Consider the following 19,632-nt stretch of genomic DNA (forward strand, 5'->3'; position numbering starts at 1 on the left):
CGCCTGCGCGCCGTAAGACGTGCAGGAAAATCATCCTTGAAAAAGTACAAAAAAATAAGTGTGACACTGTCCGCGCGTCTGGCTTAAGTATGTGATAAAAGTTTTGTAAAAGTGCTATTTTATTTGGTTTTGTTGAGTATAGGCTCGCTGGCAGGCATTCTCAATAGTTAATCGTGATGAATGAAAATGCCCGTTAAGTGACTGTTTCATCAGGGTATTATCACTATTAATTAGCATGCCTTGTCTGAGCTTCCTGCTCTGATTTCTGTCCATTGTCTTGCGTGATTTCATGCCGCAAAGAGAGCCAGCGACCCAAAACTACCAACAATAGTGTAGACAGCATGATCGTGACTGTCGCCATGAGCGGATGCACAATAAATGCGGAAACCAGCAAGCTGGCAAGGAAGCACAACCCGAGCTGCAGCGTATTTTGCAATGCTGCCGCCTTGCCTGTATTAGCAGGAAACGGCATTAATGCATTTGCGACAACAATTGGGTAGGTTGCACCATTCACCAAAGCCATCAGACAGAAAGGGATCAGCAGGCTAATCAGCCCGGCATCCGTGAACATGGCAACACAGAACAAAGTCACCATACTGACGCCGTAACCCGCCAGTAACCATGGCAGAATTTTATTACCGTCCAGCTTGCTGATCACAACACGGCAACCAAAACCACCAAGCAGGAAAGCAATAGTCTGCGGGACATAGCTCAGCCCGATGGCACCGGGTGAATAACCCATGTCGCTCAGGATAAACGGTGAACCCGTTAACCACGCAAAGAATCCGGCTGAACAGGCGGCATAAATCATGACATTCCCGCTGTAAACAGGCGATTTCAGTAACGTCGCAAACCCTGTTTTATCAGCCTTCGCTTGTTTTGCAGGTTTATTCTCACGCAGAGTCAGCGTCGTCAGCACCAGGACGACGGCGACTGCGGTCAGCAGAGCAAAAATGGCTTCCCAGTCAAAATGATTGAGTACCCACGCACCAAGTAATGGTGCCAGTGCCGGAGAAAGAGCCACTAACGGCATAATGCTGGCGAAGGTTTTTTTCGCCACATCGGCAGAGAAACGGTCAACAACGATTGCCTGCCAGGTGACTGCGGCGGCACAAACGCCCATCGCCTGTAAGAAGCGCAGGGCCAGAAGGGCGCGTACATTCTCAACCCAGATAACGCCCAGACAACCGACCGCAAACAGTGTCAGACCAAGAAGCAATACCGGTTTACGGCCGATCCTGTCTGACAACGGCCCCCATAACAACTGACCGAGAGCAAATCCGCCGAGAAAAATGCTCAGACTTGCGCTGATCATCCCGGGGCTGGTCATCAGACTGGTTTGCATGGCGCTGAACGCAGGCAGATACATATCAGTGGCTAAAAAGCCCAGCATGCTCAGTCCCGCGAGATAGAGCATAAATCCAAAGGAGGGTTTCATTATCGTCTCATTAATTTATTTATTGCAGATGATGTGATGCAGATTACATACCGGAGGCGGAGTTTAACGCTTTGATAACAGGCTTGTGAAACGCTAATATTTGCACTCTGCTATCAAAAATATTGAAGGCTGAATTATGTGGTCAGAATACGCCCTTGAAGTGGTAGATGCCGTGGCAAGAACAGGTAGTTTTAGTGCGGCAGCGCAAGATTTGCACCGCGTACCTTCTGCTATCAGCTATACCGTCCGTCAGCTTGAGCAGTGGCTGGCCGTGCCGTTGTTTGAACGTCGCCATCGTGACGTGGTACTGACGCCTGCGGGAAAGGTTTTTGTCGATGAAGCGCGGATTCTGACAAAAAAAATGATAGCCACGCGCCGGCAGTGTCAGCAGGTGGCGAACGGCTGGCGCGGCGAATTACGTGTGGCGGTTGACCGGATTGTAAAACCCGCACGGACACGGCGTCTGGTGCTCGATTTCTACCGCCATTTTGCGGACACCGAACTCATTATTCACTCAGAAGTGTTTAATGGTGTCTGGGATGCGCTGGTTGACGGGCGGGCAGACGTGGCGATCGGTGCTACACGCGCGATACCGGTTGGCGGGGGCTTCAGTTTTCGTGACATGGGATTTATGGACTGGCATTGCGTCGTCAGCCCGCAACATCCGCTTGCGCAGTTATCCGGCGCGCTGAATGATGATGAGCTGCGGCCTTATCCTGCACTCTGTCTGGAAGACACCTCCCGGACATTGCCTAAGCGGGATACATGGACGCTGGATAACCAGCGGCGGCTGGTCGTGCCAGACTGGACCTGCGCGCTGGAATGCCTGACCGAAGGCTTATGCGTGGGTATGATGCCGGTTCATCGCGTCACGCCGTGGATAGAACAGAAAAAGTTGCAGGTGCTGACGCTGGAAAATACGTTTCCCGACAGCCCGTGTTGCCTGACGTGGGATCAAAGCAATCCGTCACCCTCGCTGGCCTGGTTGCTGGAATATATGGGCGATACAGAAACCATGAATCAGGAATGGCTGCGTGATTAGAAAAAAACGCCTGCATCTGCAGGCGTTCGATATCTGTTAACGGCGGTAATCGCGGTACGGACCATCGGCTACGGAACGGCGTTCGACCAGTTTCGGATGCACCTCAATGGTCTGAGACTCTTCACGCTTACTGACAATTCTGTCCAGCAACATGGTAAAGGCCATTTCACCCAGACGTTCTTTCGGCTGATGCACGGTTGTCAGCGCGGGGGAGAAGTAACGGGCGTTACGCACATTGTCGTAACCGATTACGGAAATATCCTGAGGGACGCGCAGGCCCAGTTCGTCTGCGGCACAGATTGCGCCCATTGCCATCACATCGCCGCCACAAAATACGGCAGTCGGGCGGTGCTTCTGCATCAGAATTTTATGCATCGCCTGATAGCCCGATTCCGGCTCGAAATCGCCCTGAACCACCCATTCGTCACGCAGCGGAATATTGGCTTCAGTCAGTGCTTTCACAAAACCCTGGAAGCGGCCACCGCCGGTATTACGTGCCAGTTGGCCCGGGATCACCCCAATATCACGATGACCGCGTTCAATCAGATAACGCCCGGCCATGTAACCCCCTTCGAAAGCATTATCAATAATGCTGTCGGTGAAGTTCTTACGCGCTTCGCCCCAGTCCATGACCACCATTGGGATCGAACGGTGCTCCTCGAGCATATTGAGCAACTCATCAGGATATTCCGCGCACATCACCAGCAAGCCATCGACGCGTTTTTGCGCCAGCATTTGCAGGTAGGCTTGTTGTTTTTCCAGATTATTATGCGAGTTACACAAAATCAGCGTATAGCCTTTGGAGAAGCAGCTGTTTTCTACGGCTTCAATCACTTCGGCAAAATAGGGCGCTTCGCTGGAGGTGGCAAGCAGACCGATCGTTTTGGTGTTATTGACCTTCAGACTGCGGGCTACAGCACTCGGCGAGTAATGTAACTCTTTGATTGCAAGGAGAACCGCTTCTTTGGTTTCTTCGGCGACGAAACGTGTTTTATTGATGACGTGCGACACGGTTGTAGTGGAAACGCCAGCGCGCTTTGCGACATCTTTAATCGTTGCCATGTAAACAATGACTCCTGAACTCACGTGTTTCAGCACGTTAGCATTATGTTAATCGTTTGCTTGCGTGGATCTCACTGCTGGCTTCTAAAAGGGCAGTGAAATCGTTGGGTGGATTCTTCAGAATGAGGCGTGAAATGCTCTCGGGTGAAATCAACCGGCACACAGGCGTGTTAACCGACAATTTTCTCTTATAATGCAGGAAAGTGGAAGTAAAATTCTCAGGGATACATTGTCATTCAGCACAAGATTTTAAATGTTAATTATGCGAAAATGCGTTGGCACACAATTAGTGTGGCTTAAAAAATGCCACAATTTGATCCGAAAGGGGGGTTTGATGGACAGCAACCTGAAATTATCGTTGATCACCACGGTATGCGCTTTGCTTATGATTATCGCTTTCAGTTTCACTGCGGTGATGAACTGATTCAGTAAGTGATCCGCCATAAAAAAGGGCGATTCCTGTTACAGGAATCGCCCTTTTCAATTTTACGCAGTGGCCGTTACCGCCGATACTCTTCCCTGCAGAAACTCTTCGTTAAATGCTATTCAATGGCTGATTAGCGAAACTTCAGACTTAACGAATTGTTTATTATCGGATCGTTTTCGGCGTCATTACCCGGCGTGCACCCACATAATGATCTTGCCAGTAATCGTCGCCGAGAGAGGTGATTTTAATGTCTTCGCCCGTTCTTGGAGACTGAATAAACTTGCCGTTCCCCACGTAAACACCAACATGGTCTGCTGCGCCGCGGTTATTGATTCTGAAGAACACCAGATCACCGCTTTCAAGTTCGCCGCGTTTGACCGGAGCCGCATCGCGCAGGTGATACATTTCATTCGCTGTGCGTGGCATTTTAATACGGATCAAATCTTTGTAGGCGTAATAGACTAAGCCGCTGCAATCAAAACCGGTATTCGGCGAGGTTCCGCCCCAGCGATATGGTTTTCCTACCTGATGCATCAGTTTGGTCATCGCCGTTTGCTGGGCATGCTGATAGCGTTTTTTATGCGTTGCACTTAGCGTAATCGGTTTGCTGTCTTCTTCGGGCTTTTTACCTTTACGGTGCCGGCCATACGCTTCTTTTTTACTGACCCTTTCCGTGCTGTTTTTCGCGAGTGAACGGGTTTTGGCGTGTTTCTCTGTTTTGCTTTCGGCCCGCGTGGTCTTCAGTGTCTTTTCTTTTTTACTTTCGGCCCGGGTCGTTTTGACACTTTTCTCCGTCGTGGTCTTTCGTTTAGCCAGTTCGGTACTTTTAACTTTCTTCTTCGAATTCTTGTCCTGAATTTTTTGTTCTGTCACTGGCGCGATTTTAGTTTTTTTACTGGTTTTCGCGGCCACCGTTTTTCGCTTTCGCCGTTCTTCAGGTGCAGCCTGATTAACATGGCTTTTACGCTGATCGGCAGAAACACGTGTCTGCGGCGATGCATGTGCCATATTCAGAAATAGCTGGGTAAAGAGCAGCACAAAAAGCGTGAACAGTAAGCGCATAGCTTCGTTACCATGAGTGGTAGGTTAAACATCAGGGATGTCAGAGTATTGCCTAAAAGAACCTGACAAAAAAGCACGAATTGACTCGATTCTAGATCATATTGTGAGAAAAAGTTAATGGCTTTTTTTATGTCGAAATAACCGCCATTTTTAGTCAAAAAAATAACCACTTTTCATGGTGTTAATATTTGAGTTAAAGAATGGAATTTTGCAAATCTGGCGTTATCGGTGAACGCCAAAAATGTTATTCTCAATGAATGTTTAAAGATGTGAGCCTGAGCGCACACATTAAAGATTGTTAAACAAAATGCCAGTATTGAGAAAGACCACACAAAAAATGGCGTTTTTATCTGATGGCTGCCATCGTTACAATAGAAGGTATTGTGATTGCGCACCGTCTCTTTATGCTGCGCGTGAAGAGTAATGATCGTGACAGCCTGTACCGGCTTGAGGAAGCAAGAAATGACCACTCCAACAATTGAAAAAATTCAGAAGCAAGTTTCTGAAAACCCGATTCTGCTGTACATGAAAGGTTCGCCGAAACTGCCAAGCTGCGGTTTCTCCGCTCAGGCTGTTCAGGCGCTTTCAGCCTGTGGCGAGCGTTTCGCTTACGTGGATATCCTGCAGAACCCGGACATCCGTGCTGAGATGCCAAAATTTGCTAACTGGCCAACGTTCCCGCAACTGTGGGTTGACGGTGAACTGGTTGGCGGCTGCGACATCGTGGTTGAGATGTTCCAGCGCGGCGAACTGCAGCAGTTGATCAAAGAAACCGCTGAGAAATACAAATCTTCTGAAGAGAGTAATACGACAGAAGACTAACGGTTTTTCGGCCGGAAAGTAAAAAGAGCGACATGATGTCGCTCTTTTTTTGTCTTCAGTTCGGTGCAAAAGTTGTTATTGCTGATTTTCTTCCGATGCTGTTTCGTCTTCGACTTCTTCGTCTGAAAGCGCCAGAGGCCAGCCTCCTAAGCGTTTCCAGCGGTTGACCAGCTCGCAGAACAACTCGGCTGTGCGCTCGGTGTCATACAACGCAGAATGTGCCTGGCTGCTGTCAAAGACGATGCCCGCGCTGATACAGGCTTTTGCCAGCACCGTTTGCCCAAGCACCAGCCCGCTTAATGCGGCGGTATCAAACGTGGCAAAAGGGTGGAACGGATTACGTTTCAGTCCGGCACGTTCAGCCGCCGCCATCAGGAAGCTGTGATCAAAATTGGCGTTGTGCGCCACGATGATCGCGCGGTTACAGTTTTGCTCTTTCATCCCTTTACGGATGACTTTGAAAATCTCGTGCAGGGCTTCATATTCACTGACTGCACCGCGTAACGGATTGGTCGGATCGATACCGTTAAACGCCAGGGCTTCCGGCACCAGTATCGCGCCTTCAAAGGGCTCGACGTGGAAATGCACGGTCTCATCGCTTTGCAGCCAGCCGTCCTCATCCATCTTCAGGGTGATGGCTGCAATTTCCAGCAGCGCATCGGTTTTGGCATTAAATCCGGCGGTTTCTACGTCGATAACCACGGGATAAAAACCACGAAAACGGCCTCTCAGGGCGTTAATGTCACTATTCTCGGCCATTAGTTTCTTATCTTCATCGAATTCAGCACGCATTATGGCAAATTTTGCCGCCACTTGCAGGGTTGTGGCAAAAATGGGTCAATAAAAAAGGGCGCGATTGCGCCCCTGTCAGTGTTCGGGGAAGATTAATTCCCCAGCCCCTGACCTGCGTGTTTGGATTCGATCAGCTCGATTTTATAGCCGTCCGGATCTTCTACAAACGCGATAATGGTAGATCCGCCTTTGACCGGGCCGGCTTCACGGGTCACTTTCCCGCCTGCATTACGGATGTCATCACAGGTTTGCGCGACGTTATCAACGCCCAATGCGATATGACCGTAAGCCGTGCCGATGTCATAGCTGTCGACGCCCCAGTTATAGGTCAGTTCGATCACTGCACCTTCACTTTCTTCGGTATAACCGACGAAAGCCAGAGAGTATTTATATTCAGTGTTTTCGCTGGTACGCAGCAAACGCATACCTAAAACATCGGTATAGAAGCTGATAGCACGTTGCAGATCGCCAACGCGAAGCATGGTGTGGAGTAAACGCATAGGTTCCTCTTTATTTGCAGGATGAGAGTTAACGGGTCAAGCCTAACTGATAGCCGCCGTTTTGTCTGTATTACGGCGACGGCTTGTTGAATGACTGACCAAAAAAAACAGCAGAAGGAGGGCCTCTTCTGCTGCAAGAAGTGAATCACTCTTTTTAATTATTACAGTGTCGGATAATCGGTATAGCCTTGCGCACCGCCGCCGTAGAAAGTTTCCGGTTTGGGTTCGTTGAGAGGCGCATGAGATTTCAGGCGCTCAACCAGATCAGGGTTCGCGATATAGCTGCGGCCAAATGCCACGGCATCGATATAACCTTTTTCGATCAGTTCTTCGCCTTTTTCTGCGGTGTAAGCACCGGCCCCCACAATCACACCCTGATAATGCGCACGGATCACTGCCCGGAATTCTGTGGAGTAAGGTTTGCCGCCAGCCCAGTCCGGTTCGGAGATATGCAGGTAAGCGAGTTTGCGCTTGTTCAGTTCATCGAGCAGGTAGATAGCCGCCTGTTCCTGATCTTCGCCGTTATCCAGCCCGTTGAAGGGACCCATCGGCGAAATGCGGATGCCCACACGTTCAGCGCCAATAGCCCCGATGGCAGCATCAACCACTTCCAGCGTCAGACGGGTACGGTTTTCAATGCTGCCGCCGTATTCATCTTCACGCAGGTTGGACGCCGGAGACATAAACTGATGCAGCAGATAGCCGTGCGCGGCATGCAGTTCGATGTAATCGAAACCAGCTTCGGCGGAGCAGGCGGCAGCATGACGGAAATCATTCACGATCCCCGGAATTTCGCTGAGCGCTAAGGCGCGCGGTGTCGGGCAATCGACACGAATGGCGTGACCTTGCTCATCACGCAAGCTGGTCCGCGTGTTCGGGTTGACGGCCGAAGGCGCGACCGGTGTCTGGTTGTCAGGCTGAACGCTGTTATGCGAGATACGTCCGGTGTGCCACAGCTGAACCGCAATGCGCCCGTCTTTCTGATGTACGCCGTCCACGATTTTTTTCCATGCAGCGACTTGTTCCGGCGTATGCAGGCCAGGTGCGCCGGCATACCCTTTCGCCTGGAATGAAACCTGAGTGGCTTCAGTAATGATCAGGCCAGAACTGTGGCGCTGTGCGTAATATTCGCCCATGAGCGGTGTAGGGATGTCACCCGGTTCGATGCTGCGCAGACGGGTAAGCGGTGCCATAAAGACACGGTTAGACAACGTGTTTTTACCGACAACAATGGGGGTGAAAAGCTTGGTCATTTCAATAACTCCGACGTTAATGGACTGATCGGTAAGACGTTCATGGATAACTTTCACGTCAAACGACCCTTTCTTAATGCCACCTTTCTATCGCATCTGACCTGTTTGTGACTACGCGCACGGTGCTTTTTCACCAAACGCATCCTGATTTCAGGTTTGCATCCATACTTTAAGGGCAAAAAAGATTGAAAAAGAGCCGGCGGGTGCCGGCTGAGGTGAGGGCAAACCTCTGTTTTCTTGGTGAGGGCTTGCGAAACAGTAGGGCCATTTTCCGACAGGTGAAAACGGCTAAACGGACGGTAGCAGATCTGTGTTGCAGATATTTGAAGAATGAAACACAAGACGTAAATTACCTTGCGGGATAGCAGGAAAGCGTCTTGAATAAATGTTCACCATGATTTGCGGAGGGTGTGTGGCTCAGCAGCTCGAATTTTTTGACATCCCCAGTCCATGCCGTGGCATTTGTCAGGCTGATGAACGCGGTTATTGCCGTGGCTGCCTGCGCAGCCGCGAGGAGCGTTTCGGCTGGATAAAAATGACTGACACAGAAAAACGCCATGTGCTGCGGTTATGTCAGCAACGCCTGCTGCGCCAGCAACGTGCAGGAAAACAGCCGGACGAACCCTTGCCGCAGCAACCGGAGTTGTTCTGATTTCACCTGTCGTTTACCGCCATCGTGACGGCGGTCCGCTTCCTGACAATTCTTGCTCGTCGCATCAATACAGCACCACGGGCGTTGTGTATTCTGTGGGTCGAAAATCGAAAATATAAGGGATTCACAATGGAAGCACACACCCCGATTTCTCCGCAAGGGCCGGTATTTTCAACGCTGATTTGTGGTTACTGGCGGCTGATGGAATGGAACATGACGCCGCAACAGGTTCTGGCGTTCATGGAACAGCACATTGAAATGGGCATTACGACAGTCGATCATGCAGATATTTATGGCGGCTATCAGTGTGAAGCGGCATTTGGTGAGGCGTTGCGTCTTAACCCCTCTTTGCGCGAAAAAATGCAACTGGTCAGTAAATGCGGCATCGCCACCACGGCAGATCCCGACAACAAAATCGGTCATTACATTACGGATACGCAGTACATTGTGGATCGTGCGGAGCAATCACTGCGCAATCTGCGTACCGATTATCTGGATTTATTGCTGATCCACCGCCCGGATCCGCTGATGGATGCCGATGAAGTCGCTGAGGCGTTCACGCGGTTGCATAAAAGCGGCAAAGTAAAACATTTCGGTGTGTCCAACTTCACCCCGGCACAGTTCAGCTTGTTGCAATCGCGTCTGCCGTTTTCGCTGGTGACCAATCAGCTAGAAATTTCCCCCATTCATCAGCCCGCCATTCTTGACGGCACGTTGGATCTTTGCCAGCAACTGCGTATCAAACCGATGGCGTGGTCCTGTCTGGGGGGCGGTCGTCTGTTCAGCGATACAGAATTCCAGCCGCTGCGTGATGAACTTCAGACTGTGGCGAATGAAATTGGCGCAGACACTATTGAACAGGTGGTCTACGCCTGGGTCATGCGGCTGCCGTCTCAGCCGTTGCCGATTATCGGCTCGGGCAAAATCGGGCGCGTGCAGTCAGCGCTGAAGTCATTGTCTCTGGAAATGACCCGTCAGCAATGGTTCCGCATTCGTAAAGCCGCATTAGGATTTGATGTACCTTAATGTTTTCACGCGGGTTTTGTGGCGCTGACAGCGGGATCCGCCGGGCCATCTTCTGTTGAGATGGCCTGCTGCAATTGTGACAGCGAGCAGTATAAACGCCAGATCACGCCTGCCAGTTCACGCGCTGCAGGTTCCGGATGGTGAGCCAGTGAATTGCTCATCCGCATTAACTCAATCAACGTGGCGTCCAGATTTTCATGGCTGACGCCGCGCTCCGTCATTACCCCTTTCAGACAATGAATACACACGTCCCGCACCGCAGACAGCGGATCCGAGCGGGTTTCCCATTCGCGTAACTGCCAGACAATATGGCTGCAATTAAGCAGCACCACACCCCAGCGCAATAACCAGGTTCGTGAGAGGTGATCTTTACTTTGATTGAGCTGATTCATCCGGTGATAAATCAGGGATTCAAACTGGAAATGGCTCAGCGAGGGGTTACGGCTAAGCTGATCCATAAAATCACGACGCAGGGCGCGGATAATGCGACGGCTTTTGCGCTTATCAGAGCTGGGCCTTAACACCTGAAAGGCAATCCCGGCCAACATCACACCGGCAATTTTCGCTACGCCGTCATTCATAAAAGACTGATAGTCGTAATCCGGCGGATTCGTGACGGCTAAAAAAGATCCCATAAACACAATCATTTGCCCCCATAAACCGGCGTAACGTTTGTATTGTAGTTTCATCATCTGCATCGTCACTAACATCGGCAGGAAGAAAGCGCAGAACACCCAGAAATTGTCGATTTGGACCATCAGCCCGAATTTCAGCAGGAAACAACCGACAAACAGTAACCCCAATGATTTTATTAACAGCGTGATACTGCTGATCGGCGAGGCCGTGGAAGAATAAAGCACGCAACTGACAGCCGTCAGTGCCACCGCACCGGCACCTGAATCCCACTGCGTCGTCATCCAGAAGGCGCAACCGATCACAATACACAAAAATGTCCGCAGCCCGTTGTACGCGGCCTCAAGGGTATCGGTGTGCTGGGCAAGATGGCTGATTTTCGGTGGCTGGAGAGTGTCGGCTTTGGCTGCGTTGGCATTTTCCACCCGCTGCAACCAACGTTCACTGCGAAGATATAGCCAGCAAAAATCGCGTAAACGGTGCCAGAAAGCCTGATGGCGGAAATCAGACGTATCCTGTGGCTGAATATGCAGCAGAATTCTGGACAGCTTGAATTTATCCGTGTCCGGCTTACGCAGTTCATCAAGCAAAACGACCAGTACCTCTTGTAAGTTTTCCGGGGGATTGGGCCAGTTCAGCAGCATCCGGCGCAGGCTGGAAATGTAGCTGGTCATGCGTAATTGCTGATGCAGTAAATAATTAACGACATTATTTTGGCGACGCAGGCGGTAATGGCTCCAGAATGCCTGGATACGCAGAAGATTCATGGTCAGGATCTGGCCGATCAATCCTTCGTGCGACGTTCTGATCTGATCTGAAATTTCCGTACGCCACAACAATTGCGCATGTTCCAGCAACCGGGTATGCATTTTGCGCAGCGAGGTGAGCAGGGCATCACTGTCGGACGTACTGGGCAGCACCATCATCATAAAACCACCGCACAAAATACCGGTGATGACTTCGCCGACACGCGCCTGTGCGATATCAAAAATCTGTGTCGCATCGGTGACGTCTACGGTGGAGAACGCAATGATTGCCGCCGTGTAACCTGCCAGGGCAAACGCATAAGAGACGTTGTTCTGATAATGGTTGGAGACGTAGGTACAAATCCCCAGCCATGCGGCAATGGCAAAAGTGAAGAGCCAGGGCTCATTCAGACAATGTCCGGCAATAAACACCGCGCCCACGGCACCCAGCAGGCTGCCCATAATTCGCCCGATACTTTTACTGATAACGCCGCCGACGGTGGGGAAACTCACCACCGCTGCCGAGGTCAGGGCCCAGTAAGGCTCGTCCATCTGAAATTCAAAAGCGATATAAAGCGCCAGTATCATCGCGATGGAATTGCGCAGGGCGTAGCGCCATTGTCCCCAACTGGCCTTTCCCCACGGAGTATTTTTCCATTCGAGCCAGGAAAGATTCACTGCGCCACCTTAATTACGGATTGCGATTGTGCAGGTGGTTCCGGCAACCAGCACCACGTGTTCCGGCACATTCTCAAGCTGAATACGCACCGGCACGCGCTGGGCCAGACGTACCCACGGCACATTGGGTTTCACATTCATCAGCAAATCTTCCGGGGCATCGAGGCTCTGGTCATAAATAGCCCGGCCAATACTTTCGACCCGACCCTGCAACGGAATATTGCCGTTAAATAGTGTGATATCCGCCATGTTGCCTTCGCGAATATTTTTGAGTTTGGTTTCTTCGAAATATCCCAGAATGTAGAAAGAATGAATATCCACCAGCCCGACCAGCGGTGTCCCGGACGTGGCATAGTTTCCACGGCGAGTTTGCAGATTGGTGATATAACCATCAGTCGGCGCAACAATTGTGGTTTTACTTAGATTCCATTTGGCCTGTTCTAATGATGCCTGTGCCGCCTGATAGGCCGCCTGCATAGCTTTGGCGCTGATATTGGATTCATCGAGGGATTCGGCGGAAATAACATTGGTACCCAGCCCTCTGCGGCGCCGGGCTTCGTGACTGGCTTTGGCTAAATCAGCCGCGGCTTTCGCTACCGCAGCTTCGGCATTATCAACAGCGATTTTAAAAGGCACCGGATCCAGACTGAAAAGCGGGTCTCCGCTTTTAACAAACTGGTTATCATGGATATTTATTTCAATAATGCGCCCCGAAACTTCCGGCGTGATATTGACAATCTCGGCGCGCACTTTGCCGTCCCGGGTCCAGGGCGATTGCATATAATAATTCCACATCCACCAGCCTGCACAAATTGCGACCGCGAAAACCAGCACGGTAGAGAAATATTTGAGTGTCTTAAATTTCATTTCAGAGGTTCACCATAAGCATCAGTGCGGCACAAATAGAGATCACAAAAAGAGATAAATCCATCAGGGTGGGATGCCAGACTTCACCGGAATAAATCCAATCACGCAGCACGCGATGTATCAAAAGCCAGAATACGAATCCCAGTAAAAATGCTTTGAACATCGGGGGGAAATAAAGTGAGGCACCCAGGACCAGATCCGGTAGCGGGAAGCCTGAGTGAAACATTTGCGCATTCACAATATTAATCTCTGCCAGTGATTGTGTTATAAACAAGCTTAACTTTGGAAGCAGAGACTCTGCTTCCGGATGCAATCGTACCTACTATTATATATAGAATTGTAATTTCTCGATTAATGTTCCTAAAACTAAGCTAAACTCTGGGGAGTTATCTTAGCATGCTAATTATAAGGAGGGGATAATTGGAATCGAATCTGGGGTCAGATCTAGCACGATTAGTTCGTGCCTGGCGTGCGTTGATTGACGATCGGTTAAAACCGTTGGAACTCACGCAAACACATTGGGTAACACTTCATAATATCAATATGTTACCTCCGGAGCAGTCTCAGATTCAGCTGGCGAAAGCCATCGGGATTGAGCAACCGTCTCTGGTTCGTACGCTTGATCAACTGGAAGAAAAGAAGCTGATCACCCGTCAGACTTGTGCGAGCGATCGCCGTGCTAAGCGCATCAAGTTGACTGAAGAAGCCGCACCGATCATTAATGAAATGGAATCAGTTATTGATTGCACGCGTAAAGAGATTTTGTCCGGCATGTCTTCTTCTGAAATCGAACAACTGGGCGGGATGTTGTCCCGGCTGGAAAAAAATATTGCTTCCCTGCAAAGCAAATCATAAGAATCGACTTTTATTACGTCACACAGCGTTGCTTTTTGATCGGACAGAAAAGAATTACCCATAAAAAAACCGAAGCCACTGGCTTCGGTTTTTTGCGTTGAGATCGGGAAAATCAGGCGCCAGGGGACACAGTAATTGTGCTACCGCTGCTGGCCATGCTCACACGCTGGCCGACGCTGAATTTGGTTGCTCCGACTTTCTGAACCACCTGAATGGTTGTACCGTCATCACGACGAATTTGCAGTTCTACGCCGTTTGAACGGTTAAGCGAACTTTGCACACCCTGACCTGCAACGCCACCTGCGACTGCACCTGCAGCGGTTGCCAGACTACGTCCGGTACCCCCACCGACGGTATTCCCCAGGAAACCACCCAATACCGCACCACCAAGTGCGCCGACGATGTTTGCATCATCTCCGCCCTGGATTTGTACTGCACGGGTAGACACGATGGTGCCGTAGGTCACTTGCTGAATTTGCTTCGCCTGGGATGCGGAGTAAACATCGCCAGACAGAGAGTTATCGCTGACGCAGCCAGCAAGGGAAACACCGGCAAGGGCGACGACGAGTAAACGCTTAATCATAAATAGCTCCTTTATTATGCTGCTGCATACGTTTGAGAGTAGCGGCACCAACAGAGAAAAAACAGTGCACAAGTTCAACATCAGTGTCGAAGGTGTCATATAACATACTTGTTTCACTTCCACCTAGTATACAGAAGGCGTGCTCAACTAATAATAAACGCAGGTTTACGTTTTAGACAGCAAAGTGCGCAATCAAAAATACGGGTATCCGATGTTGTTATTGGTGGTTTTTACAACACGGCTATTTTCAGGAATAAAAAACGTAACAAGAAAAACACGAAGTCATCACACCATGTAATAAAAAATCAGTAACTCATGGCGTTGCCCTTCAAATACCGATTACTCTGTGGTGATTACTTTTTCTGACGAGTTTCCTGGAGAGTTAAGGATGTTATCTATGAAGTCAGGTCGCTATATCGGTGTGATGTCCGGCACCAGTCTCGACGGTGTTGATGTCGTACTGGCCGCCATTGATGAGCACATGGTCGCGCAGCAAGCCAGCTATTCACATCCTATTCCTCTGGCTTTGAAAAATGCGATCCTCGGGATGTGTCAGGGCCAACAGGTGACGCTTGAACAGGTCGGGACGCTTGATACTCAGCTGGGTATTTTGTTCGGTGAGGCCGTATTAGGTTTGTTGAAAAATGCCAATATCTCCCCTGACGAAGTGACCGCCATTGGCTGCCACGGGCAAACTGTCTGGCACCAGCCGAAAGGTGACACGACATTTTCTATGCAGCTGGGTGATAACAACCGCATTGCGGCCATGACCGGCATTACCACCGTGGGCGATTTCCGTCGCCGGGATATGGCCTGGGGCGGGCAGGGCGCGCCGCTGGTGCCTGCTTTCCATCAGGCATTGCTGGCTGATCCGGCCGAGCGCCGTATGATCCTCAATATTGGCGGCATCGCGAATCTTTCAATGCTGCTGCCGGGCCAGCCGGTGCGTGGTTACGATACCGGTCCGGGAAATATGTTGATGGATGCGTGGGTCTGGCGTCATCTGGCACAGCCATATGATAAAGGGGCTGAATGGGCAAATCAGGGGCGGGTGAACTTACGTTTGCTCCAGCAGATGCTGTCTGATCCTTACTTTGCCGAACCGGCACCGAAAAGTACCGGGCGTGAATATTTCAATATGGCGTGGCTGGAAAAGCAACTGGCGCGTGCTCCTGAAATCTCCCCGCCGGATGTGCAGGCGACGCTGGCTGAACTGACCGCAGTAAGCATCGCCGAGCAAGTGCAACTGGCTGGCGGATGCGACCGGCTGATGGTGTGTGGCGGCGGGGCGCGCAATCCGTTACTGATGGCGCGACTCTCAGCCATGTTGCCGGGCACGGAAGTTTGCACCACGGATGCCTGCGGTATCAGCGGTGATGACATGGAAGCACTGGCGTTTGCCTGGCTGGCATTCCGCACGTTATCCGGTCAGCCGGGCAATTTGCCGTCGGTTACCGGTGCAAGTCGTGAAACTCTGCTCGGCGCAATTTATCCGGTTGTTTCAACCCGTTCCTGATGCGTTCTCGGTTTTATCTCAATGTGCTGCGCCTGCGGGCGTGGTACATAAAAGAGATAATTGAAGACCATCAGGGAGCACCGAATGAAAAAGGCGATTATCGCTACGTTAGCAGGATTCACACTGGCAGGATGCAGCCAGTTCAGCCACCAGACCGAAAGTCCGACAGAAGAATTACACTACCAGTGCGGGACCTTACCGCTGACGATCACGCTGGATAAACCGGCGCAGCAGGTCAGTATGGTTCTCGATGGTGAACAGCTGAAACTGAAACAGATTGAGTCCGCTTCTGGCACCCAATACAGCGATGGCCATTACACGTTCTGGTCTAAAGGTAATCAGGCCTTTGTGCAGCGTGGTGAGAACGTCATTATCGACGACTGCGTCCAAAAATAACCCCTTTCATACTTCGAGTTGCAGATGCGCTGGCTGCGTTTACTCCGCGCCGCGTCAGGAACATTGAGATCCTGACGCGGCGGGTGCACAATGCGCTTACCTTCCTTAGATACGCAACTTAATCCATATGTCTGATAACAAAGAGTTTGATATTGCGGACTCGCGCCGCGAATACACCCGTGGCGGGCTGCGTCGTGCTGATTTAACCCCTGAGCCGCTGCCTTTGTTTGAACACTGGCTGAAACAGGCCTGTGACGCCCGTCTGGCTGACCCGACGGCGATGGTGGTGGCGACGGTTGATGAGCGCGGACAGCCTTTCCAGCGCATTGTGCTGCTTAAGCACTACGACGAAAAGGGGCTGGTGTTTTACACCAATCTGGGGAGTCGCAAGGCGCAGCAACTGGCAAACAACTCACGCATCAGCCTGTTGTTTCCGTGGCACATGCTGGACCGGCAGGTGATTGTGCTCGGTCAGGCAGAACGTCTCTCTACGCTGGAAGTCATGAAATACTTCACCAGCCGCCCGAAAGATAGCCAGATCGGCGCATGGGTTTCGCAGCAGTCCAGCCGAATTTCGGCACGCGGCGTGCTCGAAAGCAAATTCCTCGAACTGAAACAGAAATTCAGCAATGGCGAAGTGCCGCTGCCAAGTTTCTGGGGCGGTTTCCGCGTCAAAGTGGATTCGATGGAATTCTGGCAGGGGGGCGAACATCGCCTGCACGATCGTTTCATCTATCAGCGTGACGAAGCAGAAACCGAAACTGGCTGGAAAATAGACCGCCTCGCACCTTAACCACGAAAAAAGACGCGATTTCCTAGCGCTCTGACGACGGGCGCTTTATTCTATGTCGTTCCCCGTAAAGGTGAGAGAAAAGGCACATGCGCGGCATGATGTCAGACATGAATCTGCACACATTCAGTACATATTTCTGAGTACAAACAAACGGAGTCTTTGATGGCGAGCAGCAACCTGATTAAACAATTGCAAGAGCGGGGCCTCATTGCCCAGGTGACGGATGAAGAAGCGTTAGCAGAGCGACTGGCGCAAGGGCCAATTGCACTCTATTGCGGTTTCGATCCTACCGCAGACAGCTTGCATTTGGGACATCTGGTGCCTTTGCTTTGCCTGAAACGCTTCCAGCTCAACGGGCACAAGCCTGTGGCGCTGGTGGGCGGCGCGACCGGTCTTATCGGCGATCCGAGCTTTAAAGCCACCGAGCGTAAGCTGAACACCAATGAAACCGTGAACGAATGGGTAGAAAAAATCCGCCAGCAGGTTTCGCCGTTCCTGGATTTCAGCTGTGGTGAAAACAGCGCCATCACCGCCAATAACTATGACTGGTTTGGCGGCATGAACGTGCTGACCTTCCTGCGTGATATCGGTAAACACTTCTCTGTTAACCAGATGATCAACAAAGAAGCGGTGAAACAGCGTCTGAACCGCGACGACAGCGGCATCTCCTTCACGGAGTTCTCTTACAATCTGTTGCAGGGTTACGATTTTGCTTCCCTGTACAATCTGCACAAAGTCGAGCTGCAAATCGGCGGTTCCGATCAGTGGGGTAACATCACCTCCGGTATCGACCTGACCCGTCGTCTGCACCAGAAACAAGTGTTCGGCCTGACCGTTCCGCTGATCACTAAATCTGACGGCACGAAATTCGGTAAAACCGAAGGTGGCGCAGTGTGGCTGGATCCGAAGAAAACCAGCCCGTACAAATTCTACCAGTTCTGGATCAACACCGCGGATGCCGATGTTTACCGCTTCCTGAAGTTCTTCACCTTCATGAGCATTGAAGACATCAATGCGCTGGAAGAAGAAGACAAAACCAGCGGCAAAGCGCCTCGCGCGCAGTACGTTCTGGCGGAAGAAGTGACCGGTATGGTCCACGGCGCAGAAGGACTGGCCGCGGCAAAACGCATCACCCAGAGCCTGTTCTCCGGTTCCCTGAGCGAAATGACCGAAGTCGATTTTGGTCAGCTGGCGCAGGACGGCCTGGAACTGTTTGAAGTACCGCGTGACACCGACCTGCAACAGGCGCTGGTGATTGCCGGTATGGCACCGTCTAAAGGTCAGGCGCGCACGATGATCTCGTCCAACGCGGTGTCAGTGAACGGCGAGAAACAGACCGATACCGAATACAGCTTCACCGACAGCGATCGTCTGTTTGGTCGTTACACCTTGCTGCGTCGCGGTAAAAAGAACTACACCTTATTGCTCTGGGCATAAATTTTCGTCCGGCCGGGCGGGAGGCTGAAAAGTCTCCCGTTCTTGTTCCCTGATCACAGCTATTCCGCCATCTCCCCCGATGACGTTGCAATCGGAAATCCTCATGAAAAGCATTCTTTCTATCCAGTCACATACCGTTTTTGGGCACGCGGGTAACAGCGCGGCAGAATTCCCTATGCGTCGTATGGGCGCAAACGTTTGGCCGCTGAATACCGTTCAGTTTTCCAATCATACCCAGTACGGACACTGGACCGGCTGCGTGATGCCCGCCGCACATCTGACAGAAATCGCGCAGGGAATTGCGGAAATTGACCGTCTGAAGGATTGCGACGCGGTACTGAGCGGTTATATCGGTTCGCCGGAGCAAGGGCAGAGCATTCTGGAGATTGTCCGTCTGGTGAAAGCCGCCAATCCTGATGCCTGGTATTTTTGTGATCCGGTCATGGGACATCCTGAAAAAGGCTGTATCGTGGCGCCGGGCGTTGCTGAGTTCCATTGCAACCAGGCGCTGGTTAACTGTGACATTATCGCGCCGAATCTGCTGGAGCTTGAACTGCTGAGCGGTCACGCCGTGGCAAGCGTTGAAGAAGCCGTCGTCACTGCGCGGGAGCTGATCAGCAAAGGCCCGAAAATTGTGCTGGTGAAGCACCTGAGCCGCGCTGGTTATCACAGTGACCGTTTTGAAATGCTGTTGGTTACTGCGAGTGAAGCGTGGCACATCGACCGTCCGCTGGTTGATTTCGGTGTCCGTCAGCCGGTTGGCGTGGGTGACCTGACCAGCGGTTTATTGCTGGTGAATTTGCTCAAGGGTGAAGCACTGGATAAAGCGCTTGAGCACGTGACCGCTGCAGTTTATGAAGTCATGCTGGCGACGCATGCGATGGGTGAATACGAGCTGCAAATCGTGGCAGCGCAGGACAAAATGGTCAAACCTGAGCATCATTTCCCGGCGGTAAAACTGTAATCACTGCCTGAATACCTCTTTTCCTGAATAAAAAAACGCCCCGCGCTGTAGCTGCCGGGGCGTTTTTGTTGGCGATCACACCACGAAA

At 51.2% G+C, this 19,632-nt stretch carries 22 protein-coding genes; 12 read left to right on the forward strand and 10 right to left on the reverse strand.

Features of this window, described 5'->3' with window-relative positions; translation table 11 throughout:
- Positions 1–226: 226 nt before the first annotated feature.
- On the reverse strand, positions 227–1,438 hold the full coding sequence (punC, locus tag LC431_RS18915) for a purine nucleoside transporter PunC (protein ID WP_112197127.1): 1,212 nt from the start codon (positions 1,436–1,438) through the stop codon (positions 227–229).
- Positions 1,439–1,574: 136 nt separating this feature from the next.
- Between punC and punR the strand changes: the two genes are divergently transcribed.
- The gene (gene punR / locus LC431_RS18920) at positions 1,575–2,480 is read left to right on the forward strand and encodes a DNA-binding transcriptional activator PunR (protein WP_013576087.1); all 906 of its coding nucleotides are present in this window, start codon (positions 1,575–1,577) and stop codon (positions 2,478–2,480) included.
- Positions 2,481–2,516: 36 nt separating this feature from the next.
- Here the strand turns inward: punR and purR are convergent, their stop codons facing one another.
- Positions 2,517–3,542, reverse strand: coding sequence for an HTH-type transcriptional repressor PurR (gene purR, locus LC431_RS18925; RefSeq protein ID WP_013576086.1), 1,026 nt, complete (start codon positions 3,540–3,542; stop codon positions 2,517–2,519).
- Positions 3,543–3,876: 334 nt separating this feature from the next.
- Between purR and LC431_RS18930 the strand changes: the two genes are divergently transcribed.
- Positions 3,877–3,966 carry a YnhF family membrane protein gene (locus LC431_RS18930; protein WP_122095584.1) on the forward strand — a complete coding sequence of 30 codons (90 nt, stop codon included), beginning with the start codon at positions 3,877–3,879 and terminating at the stop codon, positions 3,964–3,966.
- A gap of 165 nt (positions 3,967–4,131) precedes the next feature.
- Here the strand turns inward: LC431_RS18930 and LC431_RS18935 are convergent, their stop codons facing one another.
- Positions 4,132–5,031 carry a C40 family peptidase gene (locus LC431_RS18935; RefSeq protein ID WP_112152179.1) on the reverse strand — a complete coding sequence of 300 codons (900 nt, stop codon included), beginning with the start codon at positions 5,029–5,031 and terminating at the stop codon, positions 4,132–4,134.
- A 353-nt stretch (positions 5,032–5,384) separates the two neighbouring features.
- On the opposite strand from LC431_RS18935, the gene LC431_RS26305 reads away from it, so the two are divergent.
- Both LC431_RS26305 and LC431_RS18940 read left to right on the forward strand, forming a co-directional pair.
- A complete protein-coding gene (locus tag LC431_RS26305) occupies positions 5,385–5,513 on the forward strand; it encodes a hypothetical protein (RefSeq protein ID WP_255347866.1) in 129 nt (42 codons plus the stop codon).
- Complete coding sequence (locus LC431_RS18940; RefSeq protein ID WP_013576083.1) at positions 5,494–5,853, forward strand: Grx4 family monothiol glutaredoxin; 360 nt, start codon at positions 5,494–5,496, stop codon at positions 5,851–5,853. Before LC431_RS26305 ends, LC431_RS18940 begins: the two co-directional genes overlap by 20 nt.
- 75 nt (positions 5,854–5,928) lie before the next feature.
- Here the strand turns inward: LC431_RS18940 and rnt are convergent, their stop codons facing one another.
- The 3 genes from rnt to LC431_RS18955 all read right to left on the reverse strand — a co-directional run bounded on the left by rnt (position 5,929) and on the right by LC431_RS18955 (position 8,404).
- Entirely contained in the window at positions 5,929–6,645 is a 717-nt protein-coding gene (rnt, locus tag LC431_RS18945; protein WP_013576082.1) for a ribonuclease T, read from the reverse strand.
- A gap of 92 nt (positions 6,646–6,737) precedes the next feature.
- Positions 6,738–7,145, reverse strand: coding sequence for a lactoylglutathione lyase (gene gloA, locus LC431_RS18950; RefSeq protein ID WP_013576081.1), 408 nt, complete (start codon positions 7,143–7,145; stop codon positions 6,738–6,740).
- A gap of 161 nt (positions 7,146–7,306) precedes the next feature.
- Positions 7,307–8,404: an alkene reductase gene (locus LC431_RS18955; protein WP_037035300.1), complete on the reverse strand. Its 1,098-nt coding sequence runs from the start codon at positions 8,402–8,404 to the stop codon at positions 7,307–7,309.
- Positions 8,405–8,810: 406 nt separating this feature from the next.
- Between LC431_RS18955 and LC431_RS18960 the strand changes: the two genes are divergently transcribed.
- A complete protein-coding gene (locus tag LC431_RS18960) occupies positions 8,811–9,050 on the forward strand; it encodes a DUF1289 domain-containing protein (RefSeq protein WP_013576079.1) in 240 nt (79 codons plus the stop codon).
- A gap of 129 nt (positions 9,051–9,179) precedes the next feature.
- A complete protein-coding gene (locus tag LC431_RS18965; protein ID WP_013576078.1) occupies positions 9,180–10,076 on the forward strand; it encodes an aldo/keto reductase family oxidoreductase in 897 nt (298 codons plus the stop codon).
- 5 nt (positions 10,077–10,081) lie between these two features.
- On the opposite strand, the gene LC431_RS18970 is transcribed toward LC431_RS18965, so the two are convergent.
- From LC431_RS18970 to LC431_RS18980, 3 genes are read right to left on the reverse strand one after another with little or no spacing between them, the layout of a single operon-like run.
- Entirely contained in the window at positions 10,082–12,133 is a 2,052-nt protein-coding gene (locus tag LC431_RS18970; RefSeq protein ID WP_121019052.1) for an FUSC family protein, read from the reverse strand.
- Between the two features lie 9 nt (positions 12,134–12,142).
- Positions 12,143–13,000 (reverse strand): HlyD family secretion protein, encoded by an 858-nt coding sequence (locus tag LC431_RS18975; protein WP_013576076.1) that lies wholly within the window; start codon positions 12,998–13,000, stop codon positions 12,143–12,145.
- Between the two features lies 1 nt (position 13,001).
- Positions 13,002–13,226, reverse strand: a complete 225-nt coding sequence (locus LC431_RS18980; protein WP_015690122.1) for a DUF1656 domain-containing protein — start codon at positions 13,224–13,226, stop codon at positions 13,002–13,004.
- A 194-nt stretch (positions 13,227–13,420) separates the two neighbouring features.
- On the opposite strand from LC431_RS18980, the gene slyA reads away from it, so the two are divergent.
- A complete protein-coding gene (gene slyA, locus LC431_RS18985; RefSeq protein ID WP_013576074.1) occupies positions 13,421–13,855 on the forward strand; it encodes a transcriptional regulator SlyA in 435 nt (144 codons plus the stop codon).
- Between the two features lie 112 nt (positions 13,856–13,967).
- Here the strand turns inward: slyA and LC431_RS18990 are convergent, their stop codons facing one another.
- Complete coding sequence (locus tag LC431_RS18990; RefSeq protein WP_013576073.1) at positions 13,968–14,438, reverse strand: glycine zipper 2TM domain-containing protein; 471 nt, start codon at positions 14,436–14,438, stop codon at positions 13,968–13,970.
- Between the two features lie 397 nt (positions 14,439–14,835).
- Here LC431_RS18990 and anmK point away from each other — a divergent pair, with 397 nt between their 5' ends.
- From anmK to pdxY, 5 genes are all read left to right on the forward strand, one after another.
- Complete coding sequence (gene anmK / locus LC431_RS18995) at positions 14,836–15,954, forward strand: anhydro-N-acetylmuramic acid kinase (RefSeq protein ID WP_015690121.1); 1,119 nt, start codon at positions 14,836–14,838, stop codon at positions 15,952–15,954.
- 84 nt (positions 15,955–16,038) lie between these two features.
- Positions 16,039–16,350 (forward strand): MliC family protein, encoded by a 312-nt coding sequence (locus tag LC431_RS19000; protein WP_013576071.1) that lies wholly within the window; start codon positions 16,039–16,041, stop codon positions 16,348–16,350.
- A 127-nt stretch (positions 16,351–16,477) separates the two neighbouring features.
- On the forward strand, positions 16,478–17,143 hold the full coding sequence (pdxH, locus tag LC431_RS19005; RefSeq protein ID WP_095921483.1) for a pyridoxamine 5'-phosphate oxidase: 666 nt from the start codon (positions 16,478–16,480) through the stop codon (positions 17,141–17,143).
- 162 nt (positions 17,144–17,305) lie between these two features.
- On the forward strand, positions 17,306–18,580 hold the full coding sequence (gene tyrS / locus LC431_RS19010; RefSeq protein WP_223510164.1) for a tyrosine--tRNA ligase: 1,275 nt from the start codon (positions 17,306–17,308) through the stop codon (positions 18,578–18,580).
- Positions 18,581–18,683: 103 nt separating this feature from the next.
- Positions 18,684–19,544, forward strand: coding sequence for a pyridoxal kinase PdxY (gene pdxY, locus LC431_RS19015; RefSeq protein ID WP_223510165.1), 861 nt, complete (start codon positions 18,684–18,686; stop codon positions 19,542–19,544).
- The last annotated feature ends 88 nt before the right edge of the window (positions 19,545–19,632 follow it).

Origin of the sequence: Rahnella sp. GSA61A, assembly GCF_019969905.1 — a bacterium.
Classification (GTDB): domain Bacteria; phylum Pseudomonadota; class Gammaproteobacteria; order Enterobacterales; family Enterobacteriaceae; genus Rahnella; species Rahnella aceris.